Origin of the sequence: Roseivirga sp. UBA1976 (assembly GCF_002336325.1) — a bacterium.
GTDB classification, from domain to species: Bacteria; Bacteroidota; Bacteroidia; order Cytophagales; family Cyclobacteriaceae; genus Roseivirga; species Roseivirga thermotolerans.
Genome location: NZ_DDDQ01000012.1, coordinates 14,455 through 36,315 on the forward strand (window position 1 = coordinate 14,455; position 21,861 = coordinate 36,315).

The following is a 21,861-nucleotide window of genomic DNA, read 5'->3' on the forward strand; positions in this document are numbered from 1 at the left end:
GTGAGTATGTCTAAACCGTGGTTTTTTTTACTATTTGTGCTGTTGTTAGCCGCATGTTCCAACGATGATTGTAGCGAAAATGTTGACTACTCGGCAGTAGATATTGACCTTGCTTTTGAAGACCTCACCCATGCCATTTATGGCATTGAAAGCCGGGAAGAGCTGGTGAGCTTTTTTGAGGAGAACCCGGTAGTACGCGATTACTTTTTTGGCTTTGGCGATTTAATACCAAAGCAGAATTTTTTAAACGAAGTGCTACGATTCACCCAGGTGCCAAAAGTGAAGGCCATATTTAAGGCCCCTGACTTTGAACGCTTCCAGGAGCTGCTCGATCAGAATCGTGATGTCCGTGAATACCTCACTTATGAATACTTGATGGCCAATAAGCAAAAAAGCCTGGAGGATATCCATGAATTACTTAAGGGCTCTCGGCTGGAAGATCTGACCAATACGGAGGCTATTGACCAGTATCTGGAATCTAACCCTGAGGAATACGAATACTTTAAATTTGTCTTTGGTTTTCAGACCCCTGAAGATTTACTCAACGAAAACTTTGAGCTGCTACAAAACCCTTACGTAGACACACTCTACCAAGAAACCCTGGCACTAATTAGTGCCCAGGAAGTGGCCTACGAGTTAGATCAGGCCTTTGGAAGACTTAAGGGCATATACCCTGATTTTAGTGCTCCCAAAGTACAGGCAGTATACTCAGCTTTTGGAAAAGACCTATTTTTGTCAGACTCGCTCATTGTAATTGGCTTAGATTATTACCTGGGAGAAGAAGCCTCTTACCGACCCAACATATACGACTACATTCTCAACCGCATGAGCCCCGACCATTTGGTTCCTCAGCTTATGCAGTTTATGTCGCTTCGCTACAACAAGACAAAACAGGACAGCCGAACTGTTTTAGATGAAATGATCTACTACGGCAAGGCCATGGCTTTTGCCAAACAAATGTTGCCGTGCGTTAATGACAGCCTAATTATTGGCTATTCACGTCAACAACTGGCCGATGCCACAGTGAGTGAAGCGCTAATCTGGTCGCACTTCGTAGAGGAGAGGCTCCTCTATAGTGAAGACCCTACTGCCATTACCCGATATATTGACGAGCGTCCAAGCGTATTAGAGATAGATAAGCGATGTCCTGGCCGAATTGGCCAATGGCTGGGCTGGCAAATTGTAAATGCCTATATGAAAGAAACGGGGGCAGGTTTTAAAGAGCTGATGGCTGAAACAGATGCACAGAAAATACTTATGCAGTCAAAATATAGACCTCGCTCTCGCTAGCCTTCAAGTGGTTCTCGTTACTCAAAACCTTGGTGAGCTTTTCAACTTGTAGTTTTTTAGAGTACAGCTTTTCTGCTATTTGTCGGGCATTGTTCTTATACTGTTCCAACAGCTCTTTCTTCTCTATGAACGGCATTAGTTTGACAAGAAATTCTTCGGGCTTTTCCGGGTGTGCATAAAACCCACACTCATACTGCTCTACAAGGTCTTTGGTCCACCCGGCAGAGTTTACAATCGTGAGTTTGCCCGAAGCAAGACTATCAAACATTTTGTTGGGGCTGTTCGTACCCAACACGGGTATATTGGCAAAACACACATAAGTGGCGTCTGTAATGTTCAGTATTCTTCTAACCCCCTCTTTGTTTTGATGACCAATAAACTCCACATTGGAGAGCTTTCTCAAATAGGCCGTAAGCTTTATTTTACTCAACTGGGATCCCTGACCAACTACCTTAAAGCCTATGTTAAGGTCTTTTTTCTTACAAAGTGCAGCCACATCGAGCAAATACTCTAAATGGTTGGTAACACCTATGCTACCAATGTAAGTGATAATAAAAGGTTCTCGGGCATGATAAAATTCGGCCAGCTTAGGATCCTTTTCTTCCTTTCTAAAAAACTGACAGTCGGCCATGTTGGGAATAAGAAACACTTCTTTTTCCGGTACAGTCTTTACAATCCAGTCGCGCATGCCGGGCGATAGAGCCACAATTTTATCTGCTCCGGTATATATTCTCTTTTCTAGCCTGTATAAGTAGCTTTTGAGTACAATGCCTCGAATAGCACCTAATTCAATAGGCGCTGTTGGCCATAAGTCGCGCACCTCAAAAATGTATGGAATACCCCTCTTTTTTTTAAGCCAAAGGCCAATAAGACCTACTGTTAAAGGAGTGCTGGTAATATAGGCCTTGTCAATACTGTTAATGCTTTTAGCGTAGCGCTTGGCCAGCTTCACAAACTTGAGAAATGCCCAAATGCGTTTAAGAAAGCCCATTTCGTTAGCATAGCGCACAGGTAAGTAGTGTACTGTTATACCGTCAACCTCTGTTCGGGTATAAATAGCCTCATTGTGGCTAGTGAGCATTTCTACTTCATAACCATTTTCAACCAGGCCCTTCGCCAGATAATAAGAGCGAATGGCTCCCCCTTCAAGAGGAGTTTTAAAGTATTGGTGAATGTATAAGATGCGTTGAGCCACTAAATGTCAATTCGTTTTGCTTTCGATCCAATCAGCTTTTTTAACCTTTTAATTTCCCAAACGAGTATTCAACCTAAACTCTCCACGCCTGTCTGCCGACAAGCCGGCTTTGAGGTGGGGCAAAAATCTCGCTTGTCGAATGGCTTGATCAAAAGAATTAAACACTATCCTAAACTTACGAAAAATTGCTATCGCAAGATGTTTTCCTTCTTCTCGAAGTAACGGCAAAAGTGAGTGAGGTGGCACTCGTCACATTTGGGCTTCCGAGCCAGGCAGGTATACCTTCCATGTAAAATGAGCCAATGATGAGCCAGTGGTATTACCTCCTTGTCTAAGTGTTTTACCAGTTGTTTTTCAACGGCAAGAGGAGTAGAGGCGTTTTGGTTTACAAGCCCAAGTCGTTTTGAAACTCGAAACACGTGCGTATCGACCGCCATGGAAGGTTGGTTCCAGATGACCGAAGTAATTACGTTGGCTGTTTTTCTTCCAACTCCGGGTAGTTTCTGAAGATCTTCAATGGTGCTGGGTATTTGTGAATCGAATTGCTCTACCAGCATCTTGCCCAGCCCGAGCAAGTGCTTCGTTTTATTGTTGGGGTAAGAAACAGACTTAATGTAAGGAAAGAGTTCATCGAAACTGGAAGCCGCCAGATGCTCCGGAGTAGGAAAATCGGCAAACAACTTAGGGGTAACCATATTTATACGCTTATCGGTGCATTGGGCCGATAAAACAACAGCAACCAGTAATTCAAACGGGTTGCTGTAGTTCAATTCAGTTTCAGCCTGCGGCTGATTTTCTTTAAAGTAAGTTACAAATGCCTCGTACCTTTCTTTCCTTGTCATTCCGCTAAAATAAGCTATTCAACGGAATGAAGGTGGAATGATTTGGAATAACTGGTAATAGCGTCAATAGCTTTGTCAGAAGGTGTTTTCATGGCACTGTCTAATTCAGACACAATGTCTAACATGCCCTGAAAGTTTTGAGCTAACTCATCATCGAAAAGCATAGCGCTTAGTATTTCAGCATTTTCCTCCTCAGAGGTTTCTTGATAAATGTAACGTACTAGGTCATCTTGGGTAAAGGTTTTGATCATAGGCAACATTCTTTTTGTCCATCTTTTTTCTCAGGTTTATGAGAGCATAGCGCATACGACCCAAAGCAGTATTGATGCTAACCCCTGTGGAGTCGGCAATTTCCTGAAAGCTCATTTGCATATAATGCCTCATCATTAAAACCTCACGCTGAGCATCGGGCAATTCTTTAATCAAATCGCGTAGCAAAGCATGAGTATCTTGTTTTATCTGTTTAGACTCCATAGAGTCTTCTGAAAATTCCAATGTGTTGAACACGCTACTGCCATCTTCCATGACTATGGTTGGGTAACGTTTTGCTTTTCGGAAGTTATCAATCGCCAGGTTGTGGGCTATTCGGGTTACCCAGGGGAGAAACTTTCCCTCCTCGTTGTACCGGCCACTTTTGACCGTTTTAACCACCTTAACAAATACCTCTTGCATAAGGTCTTCTGCCAAATACTGATCCTTTACGATCAGATAAATGGTGGTGTAAATCTTTTTCTTGTGACGATTGACCAGCGTAGAAAATGCCTCTTCGTTACCATTTTTATACTGCGATATTAGTTGGCTATCGCTTACAGTATATTTCCTCATGTTCTTAATGTTAGGTTAACGTAGAGGTTTATATCATATTGTGCTGGTTAGGGTTAGACATTAATTACTTAGAACTAAACTCAAATGTATTAAAAGTTAAAAACAAAGCAAATTCGTTAACTAGTTCTTTCGTTTTATTTTTACAACTGAGAAAATTCTGTGCGCCAAATTATCCTCAATGATTGTGCCAGAACACCTTTATTAAATTCGGAATAAAGAGTCGGCCATTGAGCAACATTTAAGTTGCTGGCTCTGTTATCTTTGCAATCTCATGTCTACAACAACTGCTTTAGCCCAAACCCCTATCGACCAGCTCGATCCCAAAGAGTTCATTGTCATAAAGGGAGCAAGAGTAAATAATCTCAAAAACCTAAGTGTAGCCATTCCAAGAAACAAGCTGGTAGTGGTTACCGGTCTTTCGGGTTCCGGAAAATCGTCTTTGGCCTTCGATACTCTTTTTGCGGAAGGTCAGCGCATGTATGTGGAAAGTTTGAGTAGTTATGCTCGCCAGTTTTTGGGGAGAATGGAGAAGCCCGAGGTAGATTATATCAAAGGAGTTTCTCCGGCAATTGCCATAGAGCAAAAAGTAAGTAGCAGAAACCCCAGGTCTACCGTAGGAACAACCACCGAAATTTACGATTACCTTAAACTGCTTTTTGCACGTATTGGCAAGACTATTTCGCCCATTAGTGGGCAGGAGGTTCAGCGCGATAGCGTAACCAGTATAGTAGAGTTTATCCTTTCCAAAGAGGAGGGTACCAGGCTCATGATTCTTTGCCCCCTTATTACCAAAGAAGAAAGAACCTTAGAAGAAGAGCTCAATATTCTACTTCAAAAGGGATACACCAGAGTAATATATTCCGGTGAACCACGATTTATTGAAGAATTGCCCGAAAAACCGGACCAGCTTATTGAAAATGAGATTGAAATACTCATAGACAGGGGAATCGTTCAGCACGATGAAGATTCACAGTTCCGTTTCAGTGACTCAGTTCAAACCGCACTGTTCGAAGGCCAGGGAGATTGTATCATTGAAATTCCCGGAGATAAGCGATATGCCTTCTCCGATCGGTTTGAAGCTGATGGTATGTTGTTCGAAGAGCCGAGTGTCAACCTCTTTACCTTCAATAACCCTTATGGGGCCTGCAAGCGCTGCGAAGGGTTTGGAAAGATTTTGGGCATTGACCCAGACTTGGTAATTCCCGATAAAACACTTTCTGTTTTCGAAGGAGCCATTGCCCCCTGGCGAAGTGAAACCATGAAAAAGTGGCTTCAGCCATTGCTAAAGCATGGAATAGAATTTGACTTTCCGATTCACCGAAGCTACAATGAGCTTACAGAAGCCGAACAAGAGTTGCTTTGGACAGGTAATAAATACTTCAAAGGGCTCAACAAGTTCTTCGATTATCTCGAATCGAAGACCCATAAAATCCAATACCGGGTTATGCTTTCCAGGTACAGGGGAAGAACGGACTGTCCGGAATGTAAAGGAACCCGATTGCGCGGAGATGCAGCCTATGTAAAGGTTGGCGGCAAGTCTATCACTGATTTGGTGTTGCTGCCCATAGAGCGTGTGGCTCTATTCTTTAATGAGCTAAGCCTTACGGCTCATGAACAGAAAGTTGCCGGAAGACTCATAAAAGAGATTGTTAACCGGGTAGACTACCTGCAAAGGGTAGGTCTTGGTTACCTCACACTGAACAGGCTAACAAATACCCTTTCAGGAGGGGAGTTTCAGCGCATAAAATTGGCTACATCGCTTGGCAGTGCTTTAGTGGGCTCAATGTATATCCTCGATGAGCCGAGCATAGGGTTACATCCGCGAGATACCGACAGGCTAATATCTGTACTTAAATCATTGAGGGATTTAGGCAATACGGTAGTGGTGGTTGAACATGAAGAAAAGGTGATGCAGGCGGCCGATCAGATAATTGATATTGGCCCCAATGCCGGATCGAATGGAGGAGAGCTGGTTTTTCAGGGCTCACTCAATGAACTGATGGAGCATGCAAATACCCATACGGCTCGCTTTCTCAATGGTACAGACCGTATGGAAGTGCCTGGGCAACGTAGAAGATGGAACGACAAATTGCTGATAAAGGGAGCCCGAGAGAATAACCTTAAAAACATAGATGTAGAAATACCCCTGGGTGTGCTTACTGTGGTTACGGGGGTGAGTGGTTCCGGAAAGTCTACCCTTATTAAGCGAATATTATACCCTGCACTGGGAAAAATGCTGGGTACTGTGGGCGAACAAACCGGTAAAATGGAAAGCCTGGAGGGAAGTCTAAAGAAAGTAACCCAAATAGAATTTGTAGACCAAAACCCCATTGGTAAATCGTCAAGATCAAACCCGGTTACCTATGTGAAGGCCTACGATGCCATTAGGCAGTTATTTACAGATCAGCCTCTGGCGAAACAAAGAAACTACAAGCCGGCTTTCTTTTCGTTCAATGTAGACGGGGGGCGTTGTGAAACCTGTCAGGGTGAAGGTGTTGTGAAGATTGAAATGCAGTTTATGGCCGATATTCACCTAACCTGCGAAAGTTGCAAGGGGCAACGTTTCAAGCAAGAAATCTTAGAAGTGAAGTACCACGAAAAGAGTATTGCTGAGGTGTTAGACATGACCATAGATGATGCCATGGAGTTTTTTAAGAATGAGAAATCGATCATCAATAAACTGGCTCCTTTGCAAGAGGTGGGTTTGGGTTATATAAGATTGGGGCAGTCTTCCAATTCACTGAGTGGTGGAGAAGCTCAGCGTGTAAAGCTGGCTTATTTTCTGGGTAAAGGAAAGGGAGCCAGTAAAGACCATATTCTCTTCATTTTCGATGAACCCACCACCGGGCTACACTTTCACGATATCAGTAAACTCATGCATTCCATCAATGCCCTTATAGAGCAGGGCAATTCAGTATTAATTATTGAACACAACACAGAGGTGATTAAGTGTGCCGACTGGATTATTGATCTGGGGCCTGAAGGGGGAGAATTGGGAGGTCGTGTTTGCTTTGCCGGCACGCCTGAAGATATGCTGGCCATAAAAGACGAAAACCACACCGCCAGGTACCTGGCCGAGGTTTTGTAGTTTATTTTGGAATTTTGCAGGTGTTTTCTACCTAAGTTCAGGCAGGCCTTTTTTTGCCTGACCTCCTCATAAGAACCCCAAAAATATTGGCTGAAATAATGAGCCCGGCACCAATAAGCTTTGAGCTACTCATTTCTTCATTGAGAAAGAGATAACTGGTGAACATGGCAATGGGCGAGCCTAAATAAAATATAAGGCTCGTATTGGTTGGCGGTAACATGGTAGAGGCCCTTAGCCACAAGGTGTGCGCCACTACTGTGCAGATTACACCCAGAATGGCCAAATAAATCCAATCGATTTGGGTTAAGTTCCAGTTTGTTTTTGTAGAAAAAAGAAGAAAAACCAACATGGCAAAGGTGTACTGACCGAAGGCTCTGCTCATGGAGTCGATGTGCTGATGCCTTTGTTGTACAAAGGGAAGTATGGCAAAAAACAATGCGCTGCATAGTCCTATGAGAATGCCGGCAGTTACATCGTTTTGAAGGTCAAAGTCAGGAATAATCAAGAAAATGCCCACTACGGCAATCATTACAGCCGCAACATCGGTTAACCGTGGCTTCACCCCTTTAATTAACCAGCTAAGGTATATCATATGTACTCCAAAAGAAGAGACACTTAAAATGGCCATCGATGGGGTCGACATTTTTACACTGATGAAATAAGTGACCCAGTGAGCACCAAACAGTAAGCCTATCCATAACAGGGCCCTCCATTCTTTTAAGTTCAACTTCTTTAGGTTGGAGTGTCGGGCAAGGAAATAGAGAAACACAATGCCTATAGATAGCCTCACCACCCCAATGGTAAAGGCATTGGCGCTAACCTCTTTAATAAATACCGGAGTGATGCCAAAAATGAAAACAGCGATCAGCCCTTCAACGTAGTAGCGTGGATTCACAGGGCGAATTTAGCGCATTGAAGCCGATAAATTTCTGCCTACTTTCTTTTAGGGCACTTAAATACCTGATGATTGAAATTTTCGCCAGTGGTTAAAGCACTCTAAAGGTGGAGAAAGGGAATAAGGCTCCCGGCTTAAAAGCAGGCGGCAAGTCTCTGAAATAGAAAAGGCAGTAAGGCTTATTCTTTAATTAGCCCTTTTCTTTTGAGAATGGTTTCTATGAATTTAATCTCGTTTTGAGTTTTGAAGACGTTTAGTGGAAATAGCATTAATTGGGCTTTATTAACCACTAGCACAATCTGGTTTTTATCGATCCAGGCCCGCTTTATTTGCTCCCATTTCATAGGCATTCCCTGCTTGCTATTTAGTTTTATCAGAATTTGACGGCTGTCAATTTCATAAGAGAGCTTTTCGAAAAGCATTTTGCTTTGCTCTAGCTGGGTGACACCGGCAAACTGAATTACCCAAAAAAGTACATAAAGGGTGAGGGCAATAAGGGCACCAATCCACCACCAGTTAGAAGGAACCACAAAGGTCATGGCCGAAATAGCCAAGGCAATAAGTATAACCCACCACTGATCTTTGAATACATTTTTTAGGCCAGCGCGCATATAGGCCTTTTTATCGAGCGCGTATTTCTTTGTCTTAACTATCATTATTTGGTCCTTTTATACACAGTGTCGAAAAAGGAACACAAACATAATGATCAAAACTAAGGCTTCAATCAATAGAACTAAAAAATTACGCTTACCCTTTGCCAATGCTTATTCTGCTTTAAGACTTATGTCTAAACTCTTTATGGAGTGTGTTAAAGCTCCAACGGAAATAAAGTCTACTCCGGTTTCTGCTACCGGGCGAATGGACGATTCAGTAATTCCACCGGATGCCTCTGTCTCTGAGCGTCCGTCAATGTATTTCACGGCCTCTGTCATTTCTTCAACCGACATATTGTCCAGCATAATTCGATCTACTCCACCAACGGCTACTGCTTCTTTCACTTCTTGCAGGTTTCGTGTTTCCACCTCGATTTTCAGGTTGAGATTTTGGCTTTTCAGGTAGTTTTGAGTGGCACGAACGGCCTGGGTTATTCCTCCTGCAAAATCAATGTGGTTGTCTTTGAGCATAATCATGTCATACAAACCATACCTGTGGTTTACTCCTCCGCCAATGAGTACCGCCCATTTTTCCAGCATCCTCATGTTTGGAGTTGTTTTTCTCGTGTCGAGAAGTCTAGCTCCAGTGCCCGCTATCAGCGAATTTAATTGAGCTGTTTTGGTGGCAATGCCACTCATGCGTTGCATGCAGTTTAAAAGCAGACGTTCTCCGGAGAGTATAGCCTGAACTTTTCCTTGCAAGCGCATAATTACATCGCCTTTGGCCACTTGCTGACCGTCTTTGGCCAACATTTCAATGTGCATGTTTGGGTCTAACTTTCGAAAAACAAGCGGAGCCAATTCCATACCGGCAATTACTCCGGCCTCTTTCACAAGCAGGTAGGCCGATTGTTCGCTGCTGGCAGGAATGCAAGAGAGTGTAGAATGATCACCATCTCCAAGATCTTCGCTCAGTGCGCGGGTTATAAAATCATCGAGCAGGGCATCGGTCACATAAGGAGGTCTCATGCAACAAAGGTAGCTAAAAGCACTTATCGTTCTTTGGTAAATTCCAAACGGTATACTTTGTAGATGTCTTTGAACTTTTTGGCTCGAATAACTACTCTGTGGCTCCCTCCTGAAGAAGTATAGGTGCCAATGGCATAAATGATGCCTCCAGAAGAGTTATTACCATCGTGAATAAACTCAAAGCCTTTTGAAGGGTATTGCTGAAAGAATTGCTTTAGCATTATTTCAGCCTGATTGACACTGTATTCTTTGCGATCACCATCCAGTTTAATTTCTACTTTCTCATGGAGGTGCTTGGTGAGTTCCTTAGAACTGCTGGCTTTTAGAGCCCCTTCTACTTTACTGATAATAGACTCTTCCTGCGCCAGAAGTGGTAGCGAAAGTGAAAGTATCAGTATTACTACAGTGTGTTTTAGATAGGTCTTCATGTCTTTTGAACTTACTCCTATGATGCCAAAATAATGCCAGATATCATAGGTTGGTTCTTTAGAACGATCAAATTAATAGAATGAGTGTGGACTTACAAACCAGGCTTTAATAATTATATTTGCCGCCATGGAGAAACGCGTTTTATTGATGATTCTGGACGGCTGGGGGCTGGCACAAGACAAAACGGTATCGGCTATAGATCGAGCTAAAACCCCGGTAATGGATAAACTCTTTGAAACCTATGCCCACAGTACTCTGGAAGCTTCTGGTCTGGCAGTAGGATTACCCGAAGGACAAATGGGCAATTCGGAAGTAGGGCACATGAACATTGGGGCCGGAAGAGTAGTATATCAAGATCTGGTGAAAATCAATAAGGCTGTAGAAGAGGGCACTCTACAAGACAATGATACGTTGAAGGAGGCCTTATCTTATGCCAGAGCCAACCATAAAAAAGTACACTTAATGGGTTTGGTGAGCGATGGAGGAGTTCATTCTCACCTTAATCACCTGAAAGGCCTCATGACCATTTGTGCGAGACATGAGCTTCAGGAGGTGTACCTGCATGCGTTTACGGATGGCCGTGATACTGATCCTAAAGGGGGAAGAGCCTATATAGCCGATATTCTTAACCATGCCAGACAAACCACCGGGCGGTTAGCCTCTGTGGTAGGTAGGTACTATGCAATGGATAGAGACAATCGTTGGGAGCGGGTTAAGCTTGCCTATGACGCTCTGGTCCATGGTGTAGGAGAGAAAACAGATGATTTTCTGCAGGCTATTGACAGATCTTACCAGGCAGGAGTAACGGATGAGTTCATAAAACCCATTGTAACAATGGCTACAGGGGCCACCATACAAGAGGACGATGTGGTGATCTGCTTTAACTTTCGTACCGACCGTGGAAGGCAGATTACACAGGCACTCACACAAACGGACTTTCCTGAGTTTGGAATGAGTCGCATGAACTTGCACTATGTGACCATGACCAACTATGACGATTCCTTTAAAGGAGTTAAAGTCATTTTCGACAAAGACAACTTAAACAATACTCTGGGAGAGGTTTTAGAGCGTGCCGGAAAAACGCAAATAAGAATAGCCGAAACAGAAAAATACCCTCATGTAACTTTCTTTTTTAGCGGAGGAAGAGAAAAGGAGTTTAATGGAGAGAAAAGAATTCTGTGCCCATCACCAAAAGTAGCTACTTATGATCTGCAACCTGAAATGTCGGCAAAAGCTATTACTGAGGCTATAATTCCTGAACTTGAGGCACAAACAGCCGACTTTATTTGTCTGAACTTTGCCAATGCAGATATGGTAGGCCATACCGGAGACTTTAATGCTGCGGTGAAGGCGTGCGAAACAGTCGATGCTTGTGCAGGAGATGTTTTGCAGGCTGCATTAAACAGCGGTTATACTTCCATTGTAATTGCTGACCACGGGAATTCCGACATAATGATTAACCCTGATGGTTCGCCCAATACGGCTCATACAACCAACCTGGTACCTTGTATACTCGTAGACAACAATTTAAAGCCTGCTTTGAAGGAGGGTAAGCTTGGCGATCTGGCTCCAACCATTCTCAAGCTTATGGGCATTGACATTCCGGCAGAAATGACAGGCGACTTATTGTTATGAGAGTTTCTTTGGTGCTATTTCTTTGTTTTTGGGCCTTTTCGTGCAACCAAAAGCCACAACCTGTTGCTAAAGAAGAGGTTTACTTTAATATAGAACAGTTGTTGGCCGATGAAATACGACACTTACTAAGTGTGAAGGCCGGCTTGGAGAAAAAGGTAACGTCTGACGGTAACACAGACCATATAACCATTGTGCCGGCCGATGAAGACGAGTGGAAGGGGCAGTTGGGCCTTTTTCTGGCAGCGAATATTGCAATGCCGGGTAACAGGGGAGCCTACTTTAGCGAGACGTTGAGCCTTTTAGAAGGCCATGAGAAGGTTATTTACACAGCCAAATCGGCAAAACAGGCTGTGCAAACTATGGAGTGTTTGTATGTGGACGGGGAATTAGAGCAGGTAGATATTGTGACCGGTGAGCACAACGTTATTTTCGACAGCTCAAAGCAACTTACCCTGTATCTGGACAAGAATTCGGGCCACTTGCGTGGTTTCAAAATCAAAGGGCATGAAGAAATGCACTTAAAAGATGTACTTGATTTTGAGGTAGAGGCGGTTATAACCTATTAGTTTGAACCGCCTGCTAGCGCTAGTTATATTCTAAAAATGGCTTCCAGAAAGCTCATGTTCTCTTTACCCATTTTTATGATCATAATGGGCATGTCGTCTCCTTCTTCGACAAGTTTTTCTGCCACCGAACCAATGAGTACAGAAGCAGGTCCGGACCTTCCCTTTGAGCCAATGATAATGAGGTCTACCTTTTCCTCAAGTCCTGTTCTATATATTTTATCGGCCGGATGCGGGTCATCGTCCAGAGCAAAAGTGTGATCATAGTCTACACCCTCCAGGTTCATTTTTTTGAAGAAGCGTTCACACTCTTTTTTGGTGTTTTCAAGCATTATTTCTGCAAACTCCTCATAGCTCTTGCCCGACTTGTAGTAACCGGTGGGCACTTTATAAACATGGTTGCTCAGTAGTTTTGCTCCGGATTTTTTTTGCAGAGCAATGCCAATCTCGAAGGCCATTTTTGAGTGATCGGAGTAGTCGATAGAAACCATCACTTTGTTCATTTCTAGCGGTGGATTTTCCGGAACAAAAATCACCGAGGCACTAATGGACTTAGCGATTTTTTTGGCGTTGAGCCCTGAGCCTCCGAGCTTCTCTTTCCTTCCTAGTAGCACCAGGTCTACCACTTTTACTTTGGCCAGTTTTAGAATCTCATCGGTTACCTTTCCGGCTACCACTATGTTTTTAATCTCACAGTTTTCAGGTTTTACAAAATGCTGCTCAATAACCTGATTCATTTCATGCTCCAGAGTTTCATCTATGGGTGCCATTAGGTCGCCATATTTTTCCTGAATCTCTTCCGGCAGTTCTAAACTGGTGGTTACATGCATAAAGTACACTACATCTATGTCGAAAGTCTTTACCGCCATAGAGGCATACTTCAGTAAATAAACATCCATTTGGCTCAAATCGAGCGCCACAATCATTCGCTGAAACTTGGTGAGGTCTTGCATGGTGCAATATTAGATTAGGCTCCAATTTATTGAATTAAAGCTGGTCATTCCACCGCCTCAGGTATTTTTTTAGTCTTTTTAAAATTACGGCATGAGAAACCTTGGGGCTTTTATAAATTTGCCCTTTAAACCGAGCCAATGTCGCAGAGGAGTTTCTTAGAAAAAATGCAGAATAAGTGGGGCCTCAACTCCATCTTTCAAACCGTAATGGTGCTCATCGTTTTTGCCTTCACCGGCTCAACAGTGCTTTTCCTCAAGCCATTTATCTTTGATTTGGTGGGCTTTGAGCACATTACCGGGTTTTGGGGAGTGCTTTTATATATAGTGCTCATCTTTCCGCTTTATCAGGTATTGATTCTTATTTATGGGTTTATTTTCGGACAGTTTGCTTTTTTCTGGAACTGGGAGAAACAGTTTGTGCAGCGTATGGGGCGGCTGTTCAAAAAGCGTGACAAGAACTGAGAACCATTTTATTCAAAATAGGCTTATCTTACTGTCAATCTTTATATTTAGATCGTGGATAGCGAAGTAAAAAAACTGCTGAAGAGCCATTCATTAAGACTCACGCAAAGTAGAGGCGATGTTATTTCTGTTTTTCTAGATAAGCAGGTGGCTATAAGCCATAGCGATATTGAAACAGAAATTGATGGCAAGTACGACAGGGTAACCATTTACCGAACCCTAAAATCTTTTATGGACAAGGGACTTATTCATAAAGTACTTGACGATAGTGGTGCTACCCGATATGCCTTGTGTCATGATGAATGCTCTGAAGATTCCCACAAGCACAATCATATCCACTTTAAATGCCAGGAGTGTGATGAAACCACCTGTTTGGAGTTGGTAGATATACCCGAGGTAAAGTTGCCTGCCGGCTTCGAGGCTCTGGAAAGCAATTACTTGGTTTCCGGGGTTTGCAATAAATGCAATCAGTAAACCAACTCTTCTTTTTTTAGCTGCTTCTTTCGCGGTTCAGAGTCAGGAGGGCCTGTTGGCCAAACAACTCCGGGAGGTAAATCTATCTGTGGCCCCTCCTCCCAATTAATTCCTCCCTCATCACCATTAGAATCAGAACGCTTTCGTCTTCTCATAAGCGTAAAGGTTAGGTAAGTAAGCAGTACATAAGTGAGCCCGCTTAGAATAAGGTCGTAGTATAAGCTACCCATAATAATTAGTAATACTTCTTTTCGAAGCTGGTGGTTCGAAATATTTTACTTTGGCTCTTTTTAGCCAATCAGCAATGGCCGGATTGTAAACTTATAGCACAAAGAAAATAAGCCAGATAACCACAAAGATGGGGATGAGTATGGGAACGGAATACCGCAGAATATAGCCAAAGAAAGAAGGCATATGAATACCCGTCTGCTCAGCAATAGATTTTACCATAAAGTTTGGCCCGTTGCCTATATAGGTCATTGCGCCAAAGAAAACGGCCCCAACAGCTATTGCTTTTAGGTTAATTACAGAGTCCGGATAAATGCCTCCGGCAGCATAGGCCTGCACATCGGTTATTACACTAATATCTCCACCCTGAGAGGCTAGAGCGGCTGCCAGAAAGTTCAAGTACGTAGGGGCGTTGTCCAGAAAGCCCGACAAAAAGCCTGTGCCCCAGTAGAGACTATTGGCTCCAATAAGGGCTGCACCAGATTCTGACTGTGCAAACTCTGAAACAAGAGCCAGAGCAGGCATCATTGTACCAAAAATGCCTATGAAAATGAATGCAACTTCTCTTATTGGCTCAAAATTAAACTCGTTTCCATCAATGGCCTTCTTATCCGCAAATTTGTAGGAGAAGAAACCAACGGAGAACATAATAAGCTCTCGGAGGAAAGAGAACTTTTGGCCGTCATAAACAATGGCAGGAACACCATCAATTACGTTTGGATCCAGAAATACGGAGGCAATTACTATGGCAAGCCAAATGAAGTTCTTACCTCCCACTATACTGGTCTTTCCACTAAACTCTACATCTTCGTCCAGCTCAAGGTCGGTGTTGCGCTTATCGAACAAATAGAATATTACCGCCAGAATGGCCAGGGCTGCGGCCCATGGTAGCAGGTTGTGTTCTACAGTCCACATGAAAGGAACCCCTTTCAGGAACCCAAGAAACAGTGGAGGGTCTCCAATGGGTGTTAGCGCTCCACCAATATTACTTACTATAAAAATGAAGAAGATGATATGGTAAGGTCTTATGCGTCCCTGATTCAACCGAATGAAAGGTCTTATAAGAAGCATGGAAGCTCCTGTGGTTCCTATAAAATTGGAGATAACGGCTCCAATTAGCAACAAAGCAACATTGGCCATGGGAGTAGCCTGCTTGTCTACCTTAATCATTATTCCGCCTGAGGCGATATACAAAGAAGACAGGAGGGCAATAAACTGAACATATTCAGCCAGAGCATGAACCGGTGCATGGGTGTTGTGCAGCCCAAATAAATAATATAAAACCACAATGGCAGCCAGACTTACGGCCACTATAGGATAGTTTTTGTGCCAGAAGTGTTCGTAAAAGAGCGGTCCGGTGGCAATCATACCCAGCAACAATACGAAAGGAATAACCGACCAGCCCGGAGGGGCTTCTTCATGATGTTCTTCGGAACCTATAGCATGTGCATCGGCCGATTCAATCGATTGGTCTCCATGGGAAGAATCTTGCAGGAGAACCACGCTTTCTTTGTACGTATCACTATCTGCTCTTAACGAATGCGTAGGTACAAGAAGTCCCAGACAGATACTTAGTAAGATCAGATAGATAGTGTTTCTCATGAAAGTCAGTGTGAGCCGCTAAAATAATTTAGTTAGTCTAATATTCAAACCAGCGCAATGTGGGGGGTAAGATAATTCAGGAATTGATAATCCTTGTTATGAGCAGATGAAATAATTGCAAAGTCCAGTTAGAAACCAATTAAATCTCCGCCCAATACATCATTTCTTGCTCCCGTAACTGAGGCCAGACAGTTCGGCTGGCCCTCCACACGCAGAAGTCCCAGGTAGGCAAAAACCAAAGCCTCCTTAAACTCTATCACGGTTTTTTCCGGAATCACTATCTCGCAGTTGCTACAATATTGCTGAAGTGATTCAATGAAGTGGCGGTTGTAAGCGCCACCACCGGTTATCAATACACGTTTTTTGTCAAATTGATTCAATGCTGCTCCAATTTGTTCTACGGCATGAATTACACAAGTGGCCAGCTTGTCTTCTATGCGGCCATCGGAGTGGTCCAGTTCAGGCTTCCAGAATGCCTTGTAATCTTCCAGTCCTAATGATTTTGGCCATGGCTTTTTAAGGTATTCTATCTGGTTGAGCCTCTCCAACAAGCTGCTATTTACAGTGCCGGAGGCAGCCATTTTTCCGGCATAGTCAAACTCGTGACCCAATTGGCTCGCCAATTCGTTGAGCGCCATGTTAAAGGGGCATATATCATAAGCTATTCGCTGGCCCTGGTAATCGAAAGATATGTTGGCAATTCCTCCCAGGTTAAGAGCACTGTCGAAATCTCCGAACAAATCCCTGTCGCCTATAGGTACGAGTGGAGCACCCTGCCCCCCGGCTTTTACATCGGCCTGCCTAAAGTTGTTGACAACGGGGAGGCCTGTAATGACCTGAATTTTTTGTGCCGACCCAATTTGCAGAGTAACCCCTTTATCCGGCTGATGAAAAATTGTGTGTCCATGAGAGGCCACAAAATCTACCGGTCCAACACCGTATTTAAACCGCTGTATTGCCATTGCCATAAACTCGCCCAACTGCCAGTCCAGACGTATGATCTGGTCAGATGAGTAGCTAATTGCATGTTTTAAAGCTTCTTTCAGCTCTTTGGAGTAAGGAACTGTTTGGGTTTTTTCAATGCTAAAGCTCCATGCACTTTCAGGATTTTCACGTTCAAAAGTGGCCAGAGCCATGTCCAGGCCATCCAAAGAAGTGCCAGACATTGTGCCAATAATGCGGTAGTAGTTTTTCAATAGGAATTTTGGTTGAGTCGGAAATTAAACCCCATTAACGGTTTTTTTTTGAAAGTTGGTTCCCAAGGTAATTCGAGTGGTACGATTTTATGAAAAGCGGTGGTTGAGGAGGGGGTGAAATCGATTGCGCTTCTCAATTTTTGTTAAAAATGTTGGCAAAGAGGCTCTTATGTGGTCAGTGAATGGGAAAACATTTGAATCTAATGGAAAAACCGACATCTTTGTAACCCTCAAAATTGTGCATGTTGGAATCTACTGTGATTAGGGGTGTAATATCAAAGGCCAGAAGCATATTGTTGGCCTCATTTGTTGGCTTATTTACCTGGCAATCTGCTGTGGCCCAGGTAGATCAGTCGAGCTATTCGGTCTTTGGTGTCGGAAGTCTCAACTGGTCGGGCTATGCCCACAATGCGGCCATGGGTGGTCTGGGTATTAGTAACAACTCCAAGTTTTTCTTTAACGACCTGAACCCGGCTTTGCTGGGAACCAACGCTGAAGCGGTTTTTCAGCTTGGAACTGCTTTAGACTATAGAAGTATTACCAACGGGCAGAGCTCTTACAGCACCATGACCGGTGGGTTCAAAGATTTTGGCCTTAGCATGCCTCTTATTTATAATCGCTGGAACGTTGGCCTCTCCTTAAATCCATATTCAAGTGTGAGCTACGGCTTTGTACAGCAACAAAACGGTCCGGAGGGAGGAACAACCCTAGTAGATGTGTCGGGAGTTGGAGGTATCGATCAGATTAACCTTTCCTCTTCTGTGAGTTTGGGTAATTTCACTTTGGGCCTCAAGGCCACCTACTATTATGGTTCAATAAACAATGAAGATAGGTTTACCTTACAAAACGTAAACACCAACTTTGCCACCACAATAGTTAAGGAAAGAAGAAGCTTTAGCGAGTTAGCTCCTTCAGTAGGCTTACTTTACGACTTGCGCATTTCAGATAATTCGGGAATACATATCGGAGCTTACTACAATCCGGCAGTAGATATTAAACAAACCACACTCGTTACGTTCGAAAACGAGACCAACAGCGGAAATCTGACCAGTTCGGATACATTGGTTTATGACAAAAACCTGAACAGAACTATTACCATTCCTGAGCGAATGGGTTTTGGTATCTCTTATGAGAAGTTCAGAAAACTAACTATCGGGCTCGATGTGCAGCTTCAGGATTGGAATGATTATCGGAATCGTGACGGATTGGCAGAGTCTTATTATGGCAAATCTATGCGAGTGGCATTTGGTGGAGAATTCATTCCAAACTTCGATCAGCCCTCAAAATTACTGAATGTTTCCAGTTTTAGGTTTGGGTTCCATTATGAGAAAACACCGTTTCTTGTTAATAACGAGTCAGTTAACGATGTTGGTATAAATTTTGGAGTATCTTTGCCACTTACTTCTTTCTGGGGTTTGTCGCATGTTAACTTCGGTGCTACTCTTGGTCAGCGCGGAAATATATCAACGGTTGGACTCATAAGAGAGAATTATGTAACCTTGAACCTTGGTTTCTCCCTTCAGGATATTACCTGGTTCACGAAACAAAGATTTAACTAAAACTACTGATATTATGAGATTAAAAGCTCTAATAATTTTCGCTGTGATAGCGCTATCCACATCAGTAAGCGCTCAATTTAACTGGCCTGAGGATCCGGCACAAAGATCTGAAGCTCAAACGCTTTGGACGCTGTTTGATGATAACTACCGTCAGGGGAGTTAGGATGCCGCCAAGCCACACCTCGAAAAACTTCTCGAAAAATTCCCTAAGCTGAGTACCTCTCTTTATATAAATGGTATTAAAGTTTGGGACGAGACTTTTGAGAATTCGAAGGATGAGGCTGTAAAAGCAAAGGCAGCTGAAAAGGTGATGAAGTTATACGACATGCGATTTGCCAACTTCGATGGTCAGGAGAAAGAAGTAATTGACCGCAAGGCTATCGATGCATTTAAGTATTACTACAGAGATGCACAGAAAACTCAAATGCTCCTCGATGTGTTTAAAAGAGCCTATGAGCTCAAAGGAGTAGATGCTTTCTATCCGCTAGGCCGCTACTACATGCAGTTGGCAGTGTTGGCCTTTGCCAGAGACAATGTTCAGATTAGCAAAGAAGAGATTCTCTCTATCTACGATCAGTGTACTAAGCATATCGATCATGAGATTGCCCAGGCCAAAGCATCTAATAAAAGCCCTAAACGCTACGAGCAAATAAAGGCTTTTATAGACGAGAAGTTGGCAGACATGAAGTTGATTGACTGTGATTTTATAGTGAATAAGCTTGTGCCTGAATTTAAAGCCAATCCTAACGATGCCGAGTTGGCCAACAAAATATTCGTGTTTGCCTATGATGGTGGATGTACCGATACAGAGTGGTTTGTACAGGCTGCAGAGTCTTACTTTGCCAACAGCCCTCAGTATGGAGTAGGTTATTTGTTAGGGGTTAAGTTTGGAGCAGAAAAGGAGTACGAAAAGTCTAAGGAGTACTTTAAAAAAGCTGCCGAGCTTACAGAAGACAATACAGATAAAGGTAAGGCGCTTAAACAAGTAGCAGCTACAGAACGCATTAATGGCAACTATGTAGAGGCCAGAAAATATGCTTTGGAAGCAGCAGAGGTAGATCCTACCCTCAAGCCTGAAATGATGGAGCTGATTGGTGACATGGTTATGGCCAGCACTCAGTGTGATAAAAAGGTTAGCCAGGTAGAAGACCGAGCCAGATACATTGCCGCTTATGATTACTATGCCGCGGCAGGCAATGCTACCAAAATGGCACAAGCCAAAGCGCAATTCCCAACTATTTCGGACATCTTTACCGAGAATAAAAAAGAAGGAGATTCTATGACTGTTGGGTGCTGGATTCAGAAAACTGTGAAACTACAGAGAAGACCAGACCAATAGTAAAATATTAAACCTACTAAAACGGTCTTTTTCTATTGGAGAAGACCGTTTTTATTTATGATAACAAAAGCTCACATACCAGCAATCTTCTTATTACTTCTGTGTGTTTCGGCTTGTACTGCCGACCAGAAAAAACTGTCCGAAATGGAGGTCTATGATGGTCCTATGTTCGAGTCGGAAGATGTATTCATTCAGTTTTCTGACTCTACCGTGGTAAAAGTGGTAATAACCGGCAAGAAGCAATTGCAGCATCAAAACGGAGATATAGAATTTCCTGAAGGAATAAAGGTTACCTTTTATGACAAAACCGGAAATCAAACGTCTGAGCTTACGGCCGACAGAGGCTACAAAGAAAACAACAGTAATATTTATAGGGCCAATGGCGATGTTTTTGTCAATAACTTGCAGCAAAAACAAACTTTAAGAACGGAGGAGCTGTTTTGGAATCCGGAGACCGAAAAGATTTTTACCGAAAAATTCGTGATTGTGGAGACTGAAACGGAGGTGATTCAGGCCGAGGGTATGACCGCCCCACAAGATTTTTCCTCATATGAGTTTGTAAACCCCAGAGATGGTAAAATTATAATCGAAGAGAAGTTTTGAAGAATTTAGGAGATACTATTCTTTTTTCGTTGAGCGTGGTGTTGTTTGTTATAGGAGTTCACCAAACCATGACTTTCGGCATGGCTGCTTCCTACTTCATTTTCATGCTATCATTGGGTTTGTTATTTTTAGTGAGGTATAGGAGAGCCAAAAGAAAAGAAAACGAAAAACAACAAACTACTCCTTCAACCAAAAAGAAAAAGCCCCGAGCATAATGGATACTTACCAACTGACCATGATTTTGGTCTGTCTTATTTTTTCAGCATTCTTCTCCGGAACAGAGATCGCTTTTGTAAGTGCCAGCAAGCTACAAATTGAGCTACAAAATCAGCAGGGCAAGTTGGCTGGTAGAATACTCTCTTTCTTTACACAGAAGCCTTCAAGACTTATTAATACCGCTTTAGTAGGCAATACCATAGCTTTGGTTATTTATGGGTTTTTTATGGCCAGCGTGCTGGAGCCTATTATTGCAGCGCAATTGCCCGATTCACTCAGTTCCGGTAGCCTGGTAATTGTGCTCCAGACCATTGCTTCTACCATCATTGTTTTATTTACTGCCGAGTTTACCCCCAAAAGTATTTTCTTGCTCAATCCCAATAACCTGCTCAACCTGTTGGCTGTGCCCATGTTGGTCATCTTTTTCATTATGTTTCCAGTGGTGTGGCTAATTGAGCAAATGTCTAAGTTCATCATCATATTTGTACTAAGACAGCCCTACTCGGAAGATCGGCAGGTGTTTGGTCTTACGGACCTGAGCAATTATATCAAGCAAAACACCCGAGACGATATTAAGAAAACCAAGGTTGAACTCGATACTAAAATCTTTAACAACGCCCTGGAGTTTAAGACGGTACGCGTGAGAGAGTGCATGATTCCACGCACAGAAATTTCGGCTATAGACATTGCCGATTCGGTAGAAGAGCTCAAAGAAGTTTTTATTGAAAGTGGCCATACCAAGATACTCGTTTATCGAGAAAGCATTGACGATGTGATAGGCTATTGTCATGTGCTGGATCTCTTCAAAAAACCAAAAGACATTGAGAGCATGCTCACCCCCATCA

22 protein-coding genes are annotated in these 21,861 nt (G+C 43.1%); 10 read left to right on the forward strand and 12 right to left on the reverse strand.

From position 1 onward, the window contains the following. The first annotated feature begins 6 nt into the window (after positions 1-6). On the forward strand, positions 7-1,290 hold the full coding sequence (locus tag B3763_RS01180; RefSeq protein ID WP_286742753.1) for a hypothetical protein: 1,284 nt from the start codon (positions 7-9) through the stop codon (positions 1,288-1,290). On the opposite strand, the gene B3763_RS01185 is transcribed toward B3763_RS01180, so the two are convergent. The 4 genes from B3763_RS01185 to B3763_RS01200 form a co-directional block, all read right to left on the reverse strand. Next, the gene (locus B3763_RS01185; protein WP_286742756.1) at positions 1,256-2,485 is read right to left on the reverse strand and encodes a glycosyltransferase family 4 protein; all 1,230 of its coding nucleotides are present in this window, start codon (positions 2,483-2,485) and stop codon (positions 1,256-1,258) included. The two genes, B3763_RS01180 and B3763_RS01185, sit on opposite strands and share 35 nt — an antisense overlap. Positions 2,486-2,673: 188 nt before the next feature. After that, the gene (nth, locus tag B3763_RS01190) at positions 2,674-3,327 is read right to left on the reverse strand and encodes an endonuclease III (protein WP_189628920.1); all 654 of its coding nucleotides are present in this window, start codon (positions 3,325-3,327) and stop codon (positions 2,674-2,676) included. 14 nt (positions 3,328-3,341) lie between these two features. Then, entirely contained in the window at positions 3,342-3,578 is a 237-nt protein-coding gene (locus tag B3763_RS01195) for a hypothetical protein (RefSeq protein ID WP_189628921.1), read from the reverse strand. After that, positions 3,553-4,152: an RNA polymerase sigma factor gene (locus B3763_RS01200; protein WP_189628922.1), complete on the reverse strand. Its 600-nt coding sequence runs from the start codon at positions 4,150-4,152 to the stop codon at positions 3,553-3,555. Before B3763_RS01200 ends, B3763_RS01195 begins: the two co-directional genes overlap by 26 nt. A 271-nt stretch (positions 4,153-4,423) precedes the next feature. Here B3763_RS01200 and uvrA point away from each other — a divergent pair, with 271 nt between their 5' ends. After that, positions 4,424-7,240: an excinuclease ABC subunit UvrA gene (uvrA, locus tag B3763_RS01205; protein WP_286742760.1), complete on the forward strand. Its 2,817-nt coding sequence runs from the start codon at positions 4,424-4,426 to the stop codon at positions 7,238-7,240. 37 nt (positions 7,241-7,277) lie between these two features. On the opposite strand, the gene B3763_RS01210 is transcribed toward uvrA, so the two are convergent. The 4 genes from B3763_RS01210 to B3763_RS01225 form a co-directional block, all read right to left on the reverse strand. Beyond that, positions 7,278-8,135: a DMT family transporter gene (locus B3763_RS01210; RefSeq protein WP_286742762.1), complete on the reverse strand. Its 858-nt coding sequence runs from the start codon at positions 8,133-8,135 to the stop codon at positions 7,278-7,280. Between the two features lie 179 nt (positions 8,136-8,314). After that, positions 8,315-8,791, reverse strand: coding sequence for a YcxB family protein (locus B3763_RS01215; protein WP_286742764.1), 477 nt, complete (start codon positions 8,789-8,791; stop codon positions 8,315-8,317). 108 nt (positions 8,792-8,899) lie between these two features. Beyond that, complete coding sequence (gene nadC / locus B3763_RS01220; protein WP_286742766.1) at positions 8,900-9,757, reverse strand: carboxylating nicotinate-nucleotide diphosphorylase; 858 nt, start codon at positions 9,755-9,757, stop codon at positions 8,900-8,902. Positions 9,758-9,780: 23 nt separating this feature from the next. Further along, positions 9,781-10,185, reverse strand: coding sequence for a DUF4783 domain-containing protein (locus tag B3763_RS01225; protein ID WP_286742768.1), 405 nt, complete (start codon positions 10,183-10,185; stop codon positions 9,781-9,783). A gap of 127 nt (positions 10,186-10,312) precedes the next feature. Here B3763_RS01225 and gpmI point away from each other — a divergent pair, with 127 nt between their 5' ends. Beyond that, positions 10,313-11,821, forward strand: a complete 1,509-nt coding sequence (gene gpmI, locus B3763_RS01230; RefSeq protein ID WP_189628928.1) for a 2,3-bisphosphoglycerate-independent phosphoglycerate mutase — start codon at positions 10,313-10,315, stop codon at positions 11,819-11,821. After that, a complete protein-coding gene (locus tag B3763_RS01235) occupies positions 11,818-12,387 on the forward strand; it encodes a hypothetical protein (protein ID WP_286742771.1) in 570 nt (189 codons plus the stop codon). The genes gpmI and B3763_RS01235 overlap by 4 nt, the downstream gene beginning before the upstream one ends. 23 nt (positions 12,388-12,410) lie before the next feature. Here B3763_RS01235 and B3763_RS01240 read toward each other — a convergent pair whose 3' ends face one another. Further along, a complete protein-coding gene (locus tag B3763_RS01240; protein WP_189628930.1) occupies positions 12,411-13,337 on the reverse strand; it encodes a universal stress protein in 927 nt (308 codons plus the stop codon). A 138-nt stretch (positions 13,338-13,475) separates the two neighbouring features. Here B3763_RS01240 and B3763_RS01245 point away from each other — a divergent pair, with 138 nt between their 5' ends. Next, entirely contained in the window at positions 13,476-13,799 is a 324-nt protein-coding gene (locus B3763_RS01245; RefSeq protein ID WP_189628931.1) for a DUF6787 family protein, read from the forward strand. 54 nt (positions 13,800-13,853) lie between these two features. Next, positions 13,854-14,273 (forward strand): Fur family transcriptional regulator, encoded by a 420-nt coding sequence (locus B3763_RS01250; protein ID WP_189628932.1) that lies wholly within the window; start codon positions 13,854-13,856, stop codon positions 14,271-14,273. Here the strand turns inward: B3763_RS01250 and B3763_RS01255 are convergent. The 3 genes from B3763_RS01255 to B3763_RS01265 all read right to left on the reverse strand — a co-directional run bounded on the left by B3763_RS01255 (position 14,267) and on the right by B3763_RS01265 (position 17,299). Continuing rightward, positions 14,267-14,503 carry a hypothetical protein gene (locus tag B3763_RS01255; RefSeq protein ID WP_286742776.1) on the reverse strand — a complete coding sequence of 79 codons (237 nt, stop codon included), beginning with the start codon at positions 14,501-14,503 and terminating at the stop codon, positions 14,267-14,269. The two genes, B3763_RS01250 and B3763_RS01255, sit on opposite strands and share 7 nt — an antisense overlap. Before the next feature lie 91 nt (positions 14,504-14,594). After that, positions 14,595-16,103 (reverse strand): sodium:proton antiporter, encoded by a 1,509-nt coding sequence (locus B3763_RS01260; RefSeq protein ID WP_286742779.1) that lies wholly within the window; start codon positions 16,101-16,103, stop codon positions 14,595-14,597. A gap of 128 nt (positions 16,104-16,231) precedes the next feature. Further along, positions 16,232-17,299 (reverse strand): anhydro-N-acetylmuramic acid kinase, encoded by a 1,068-nt coding sequence (locus B3763_RS01265; protein WP_286742781.1) that lies wholly within the window; start codon positions 17,297-17,299, stop codon positions 16,232-16,234. A gap of 242 nt (positions 17,300-17,541) precedes the next feature. Between B3763_RS01265 and B3763_RS01270 the strand changes: the two genes are divergently transcribed. From B3763_RS01270 to B3763_RS01285, 4 genes are all read left to right on the forward strand, one after another. Continuing rightward, positions 17,542-18,858 carry a hypothetical protein gene (locus tag B3763_RS01270; RefSeq protein WP_189628936.1) on the forward strand — a complete coding sequence of 439 codons (1,317 nt, stop codon included), beginning with the start codon at positions 17,542-17,544 and terminating at the stop codon, positions 18,856-18,858. 310 nt (positions 18,859-19,168) lie between these two features. Continuing rightward, complete coding sequence (locus B3763_RS01275; RefSeq protein ID WP_286742784.1) at positions 19,169-20,197, forward strand: hypothetical protein; 1,029 nt, start codon at positions 19,169-19,171, stop codon at positions 20,195-20,197. Positions 20,198-20,254: 57 nt separating this feature from the next. After that, positions 20,255-20,800 (forward strand): LPS export ABC transporter periplasmic protein LptC, encoded by a 546-nt coding sequence (gene lptC / locus B3763_RS01280; RefSeq protein ID WP_189628938.1) that lies wholly within the window; start codon positions 20,255-20,257, stop codon positions 20,798-20,800. Positions 20,801-21,014: 214 nt separating this feature from the next. Continuing rightward, positions 21,015-21,861, forward strand: an 847-nt coding sequence (locus tag B3763_RS01285) for a CNNM domain-containing protein (RefSeq protein ID WP_286742788.1), incomplete at its 3' end; no start/stop codon positions are given.

Bases quoted from the DNA above. Each gene is read 5' to 3' on its own strand.
- B3763_RS01180 (WP_286742753.1), top strand. From the start codon at position 7: ATGTCTAAACCGTGGTTTTTTTTACTATTTGTGCTGTTGTTAGCCGCA.
- nth (WP_189628920.1), bottom strand. From the start codon at position 3,327: ATGACAAGGAAAGAAAGGTACGAGGCATTTGTAACTTACTTTAAAGAA.
- B3763_RS01195 (WP_189628921.1), bottom strand. From the start codon at position 3,578: ATGATCAAAACCTTTACCCAAGATGACCTAGTACGTTACATTTATCAA.
- B3763_RS01200 (WP_189628922.1), bottom strand. From the start codon at position 4,152: ATGAGGAAATATACTGTAAGCGATAGCCAACTAATATCGCAGTATAAA.
- uvrA (WP_286742760.1), top strand. From the start codon at position 4,424: ATGTCTACAACAACTGCTTTAGCCCAAACCCCTATCGACCAGCTCGAT.
- B3763_RS01215 (WP_286742764.1), bottom strand. From the start codon at position 8,791: ATGATAGTTAAGACAAAGAAATACGCGCTCGATAAAAAGGCCTATATG.
- nadC (WP_286742766.1), bottom strand. From the start codon at position 9,757: ATGAGACCTCCTTATGTGACCGATGCCCTGCTCGATGATTTTATAACC.
- B3763_RS01225 (WP_286742768.1), bottom strand. From the start codon at position 10,185: ATGAAGACCTATCTAAAACACACTGTAGTAATACTGATACTTTCACTT.
- gpmI (WP_189628928.1), top strand. From the start codon at position 10,313: ATGGAGAAACGCGTTTTATTGATGATTCTGGACGGCTGGGGGCTGGCA.
- B3763_RS01235 (WP_286742771.1), top strand. From the start codon at position 11,818: ATGAGAGTTTCTTTGGTGCTATTTCTTTGTTTTTGGGCCTTTTCGTGC.
- B3763_RS01240 (WP_189628930.1), bottom strand. From the start codon at position 13,337: ATGCAAGACCTCACCAAGTTTCAGCGAATGATTGTGGCGCTCGATTTG.
- B3763_RS01245 (WP_189628931.1), top strand. From the start codon at position 13,476: ATGTCGCAGAGGAGTTTCTTAGAAAAAATGCAGAATAAGTGGGGCCTC.
- B3763_RS01255 (WP_286742776.1), bottom strand. From the start codon at position 14,503: ATGGGTAGCTTATACTACGACCTTATTCTAAGCGGGCTCACTTATGTA.
- B3763_RS01260 (WP_286742779.1), bottom strand. From the start codon at position 16,103: ATGAGAAACACTATCTATCTGATCTTACTAAGTATCTGTCTGGGACTT.
- B3763_RS01270 (WP_189628936.1), top strand. From the start codon at position 17,542: ATGTTGGAATCTACTGTGATTAGGGGTGTAATATCAAAGGCCAGAAGC.
- B3763_RS01275 (WP_286742784.1), top strand. From the start codon at position 19,169: ATGAAGTTATACGACATGCGATTTGCCAACTTCGATGGTCAGGAGAAA.
- lptC (WP_189628938.1), top strand. From the start codon at position 20,255: ATGATAACAAAAGCTCACATACCAGCAATCTTCTTATTACTTCTGTGT.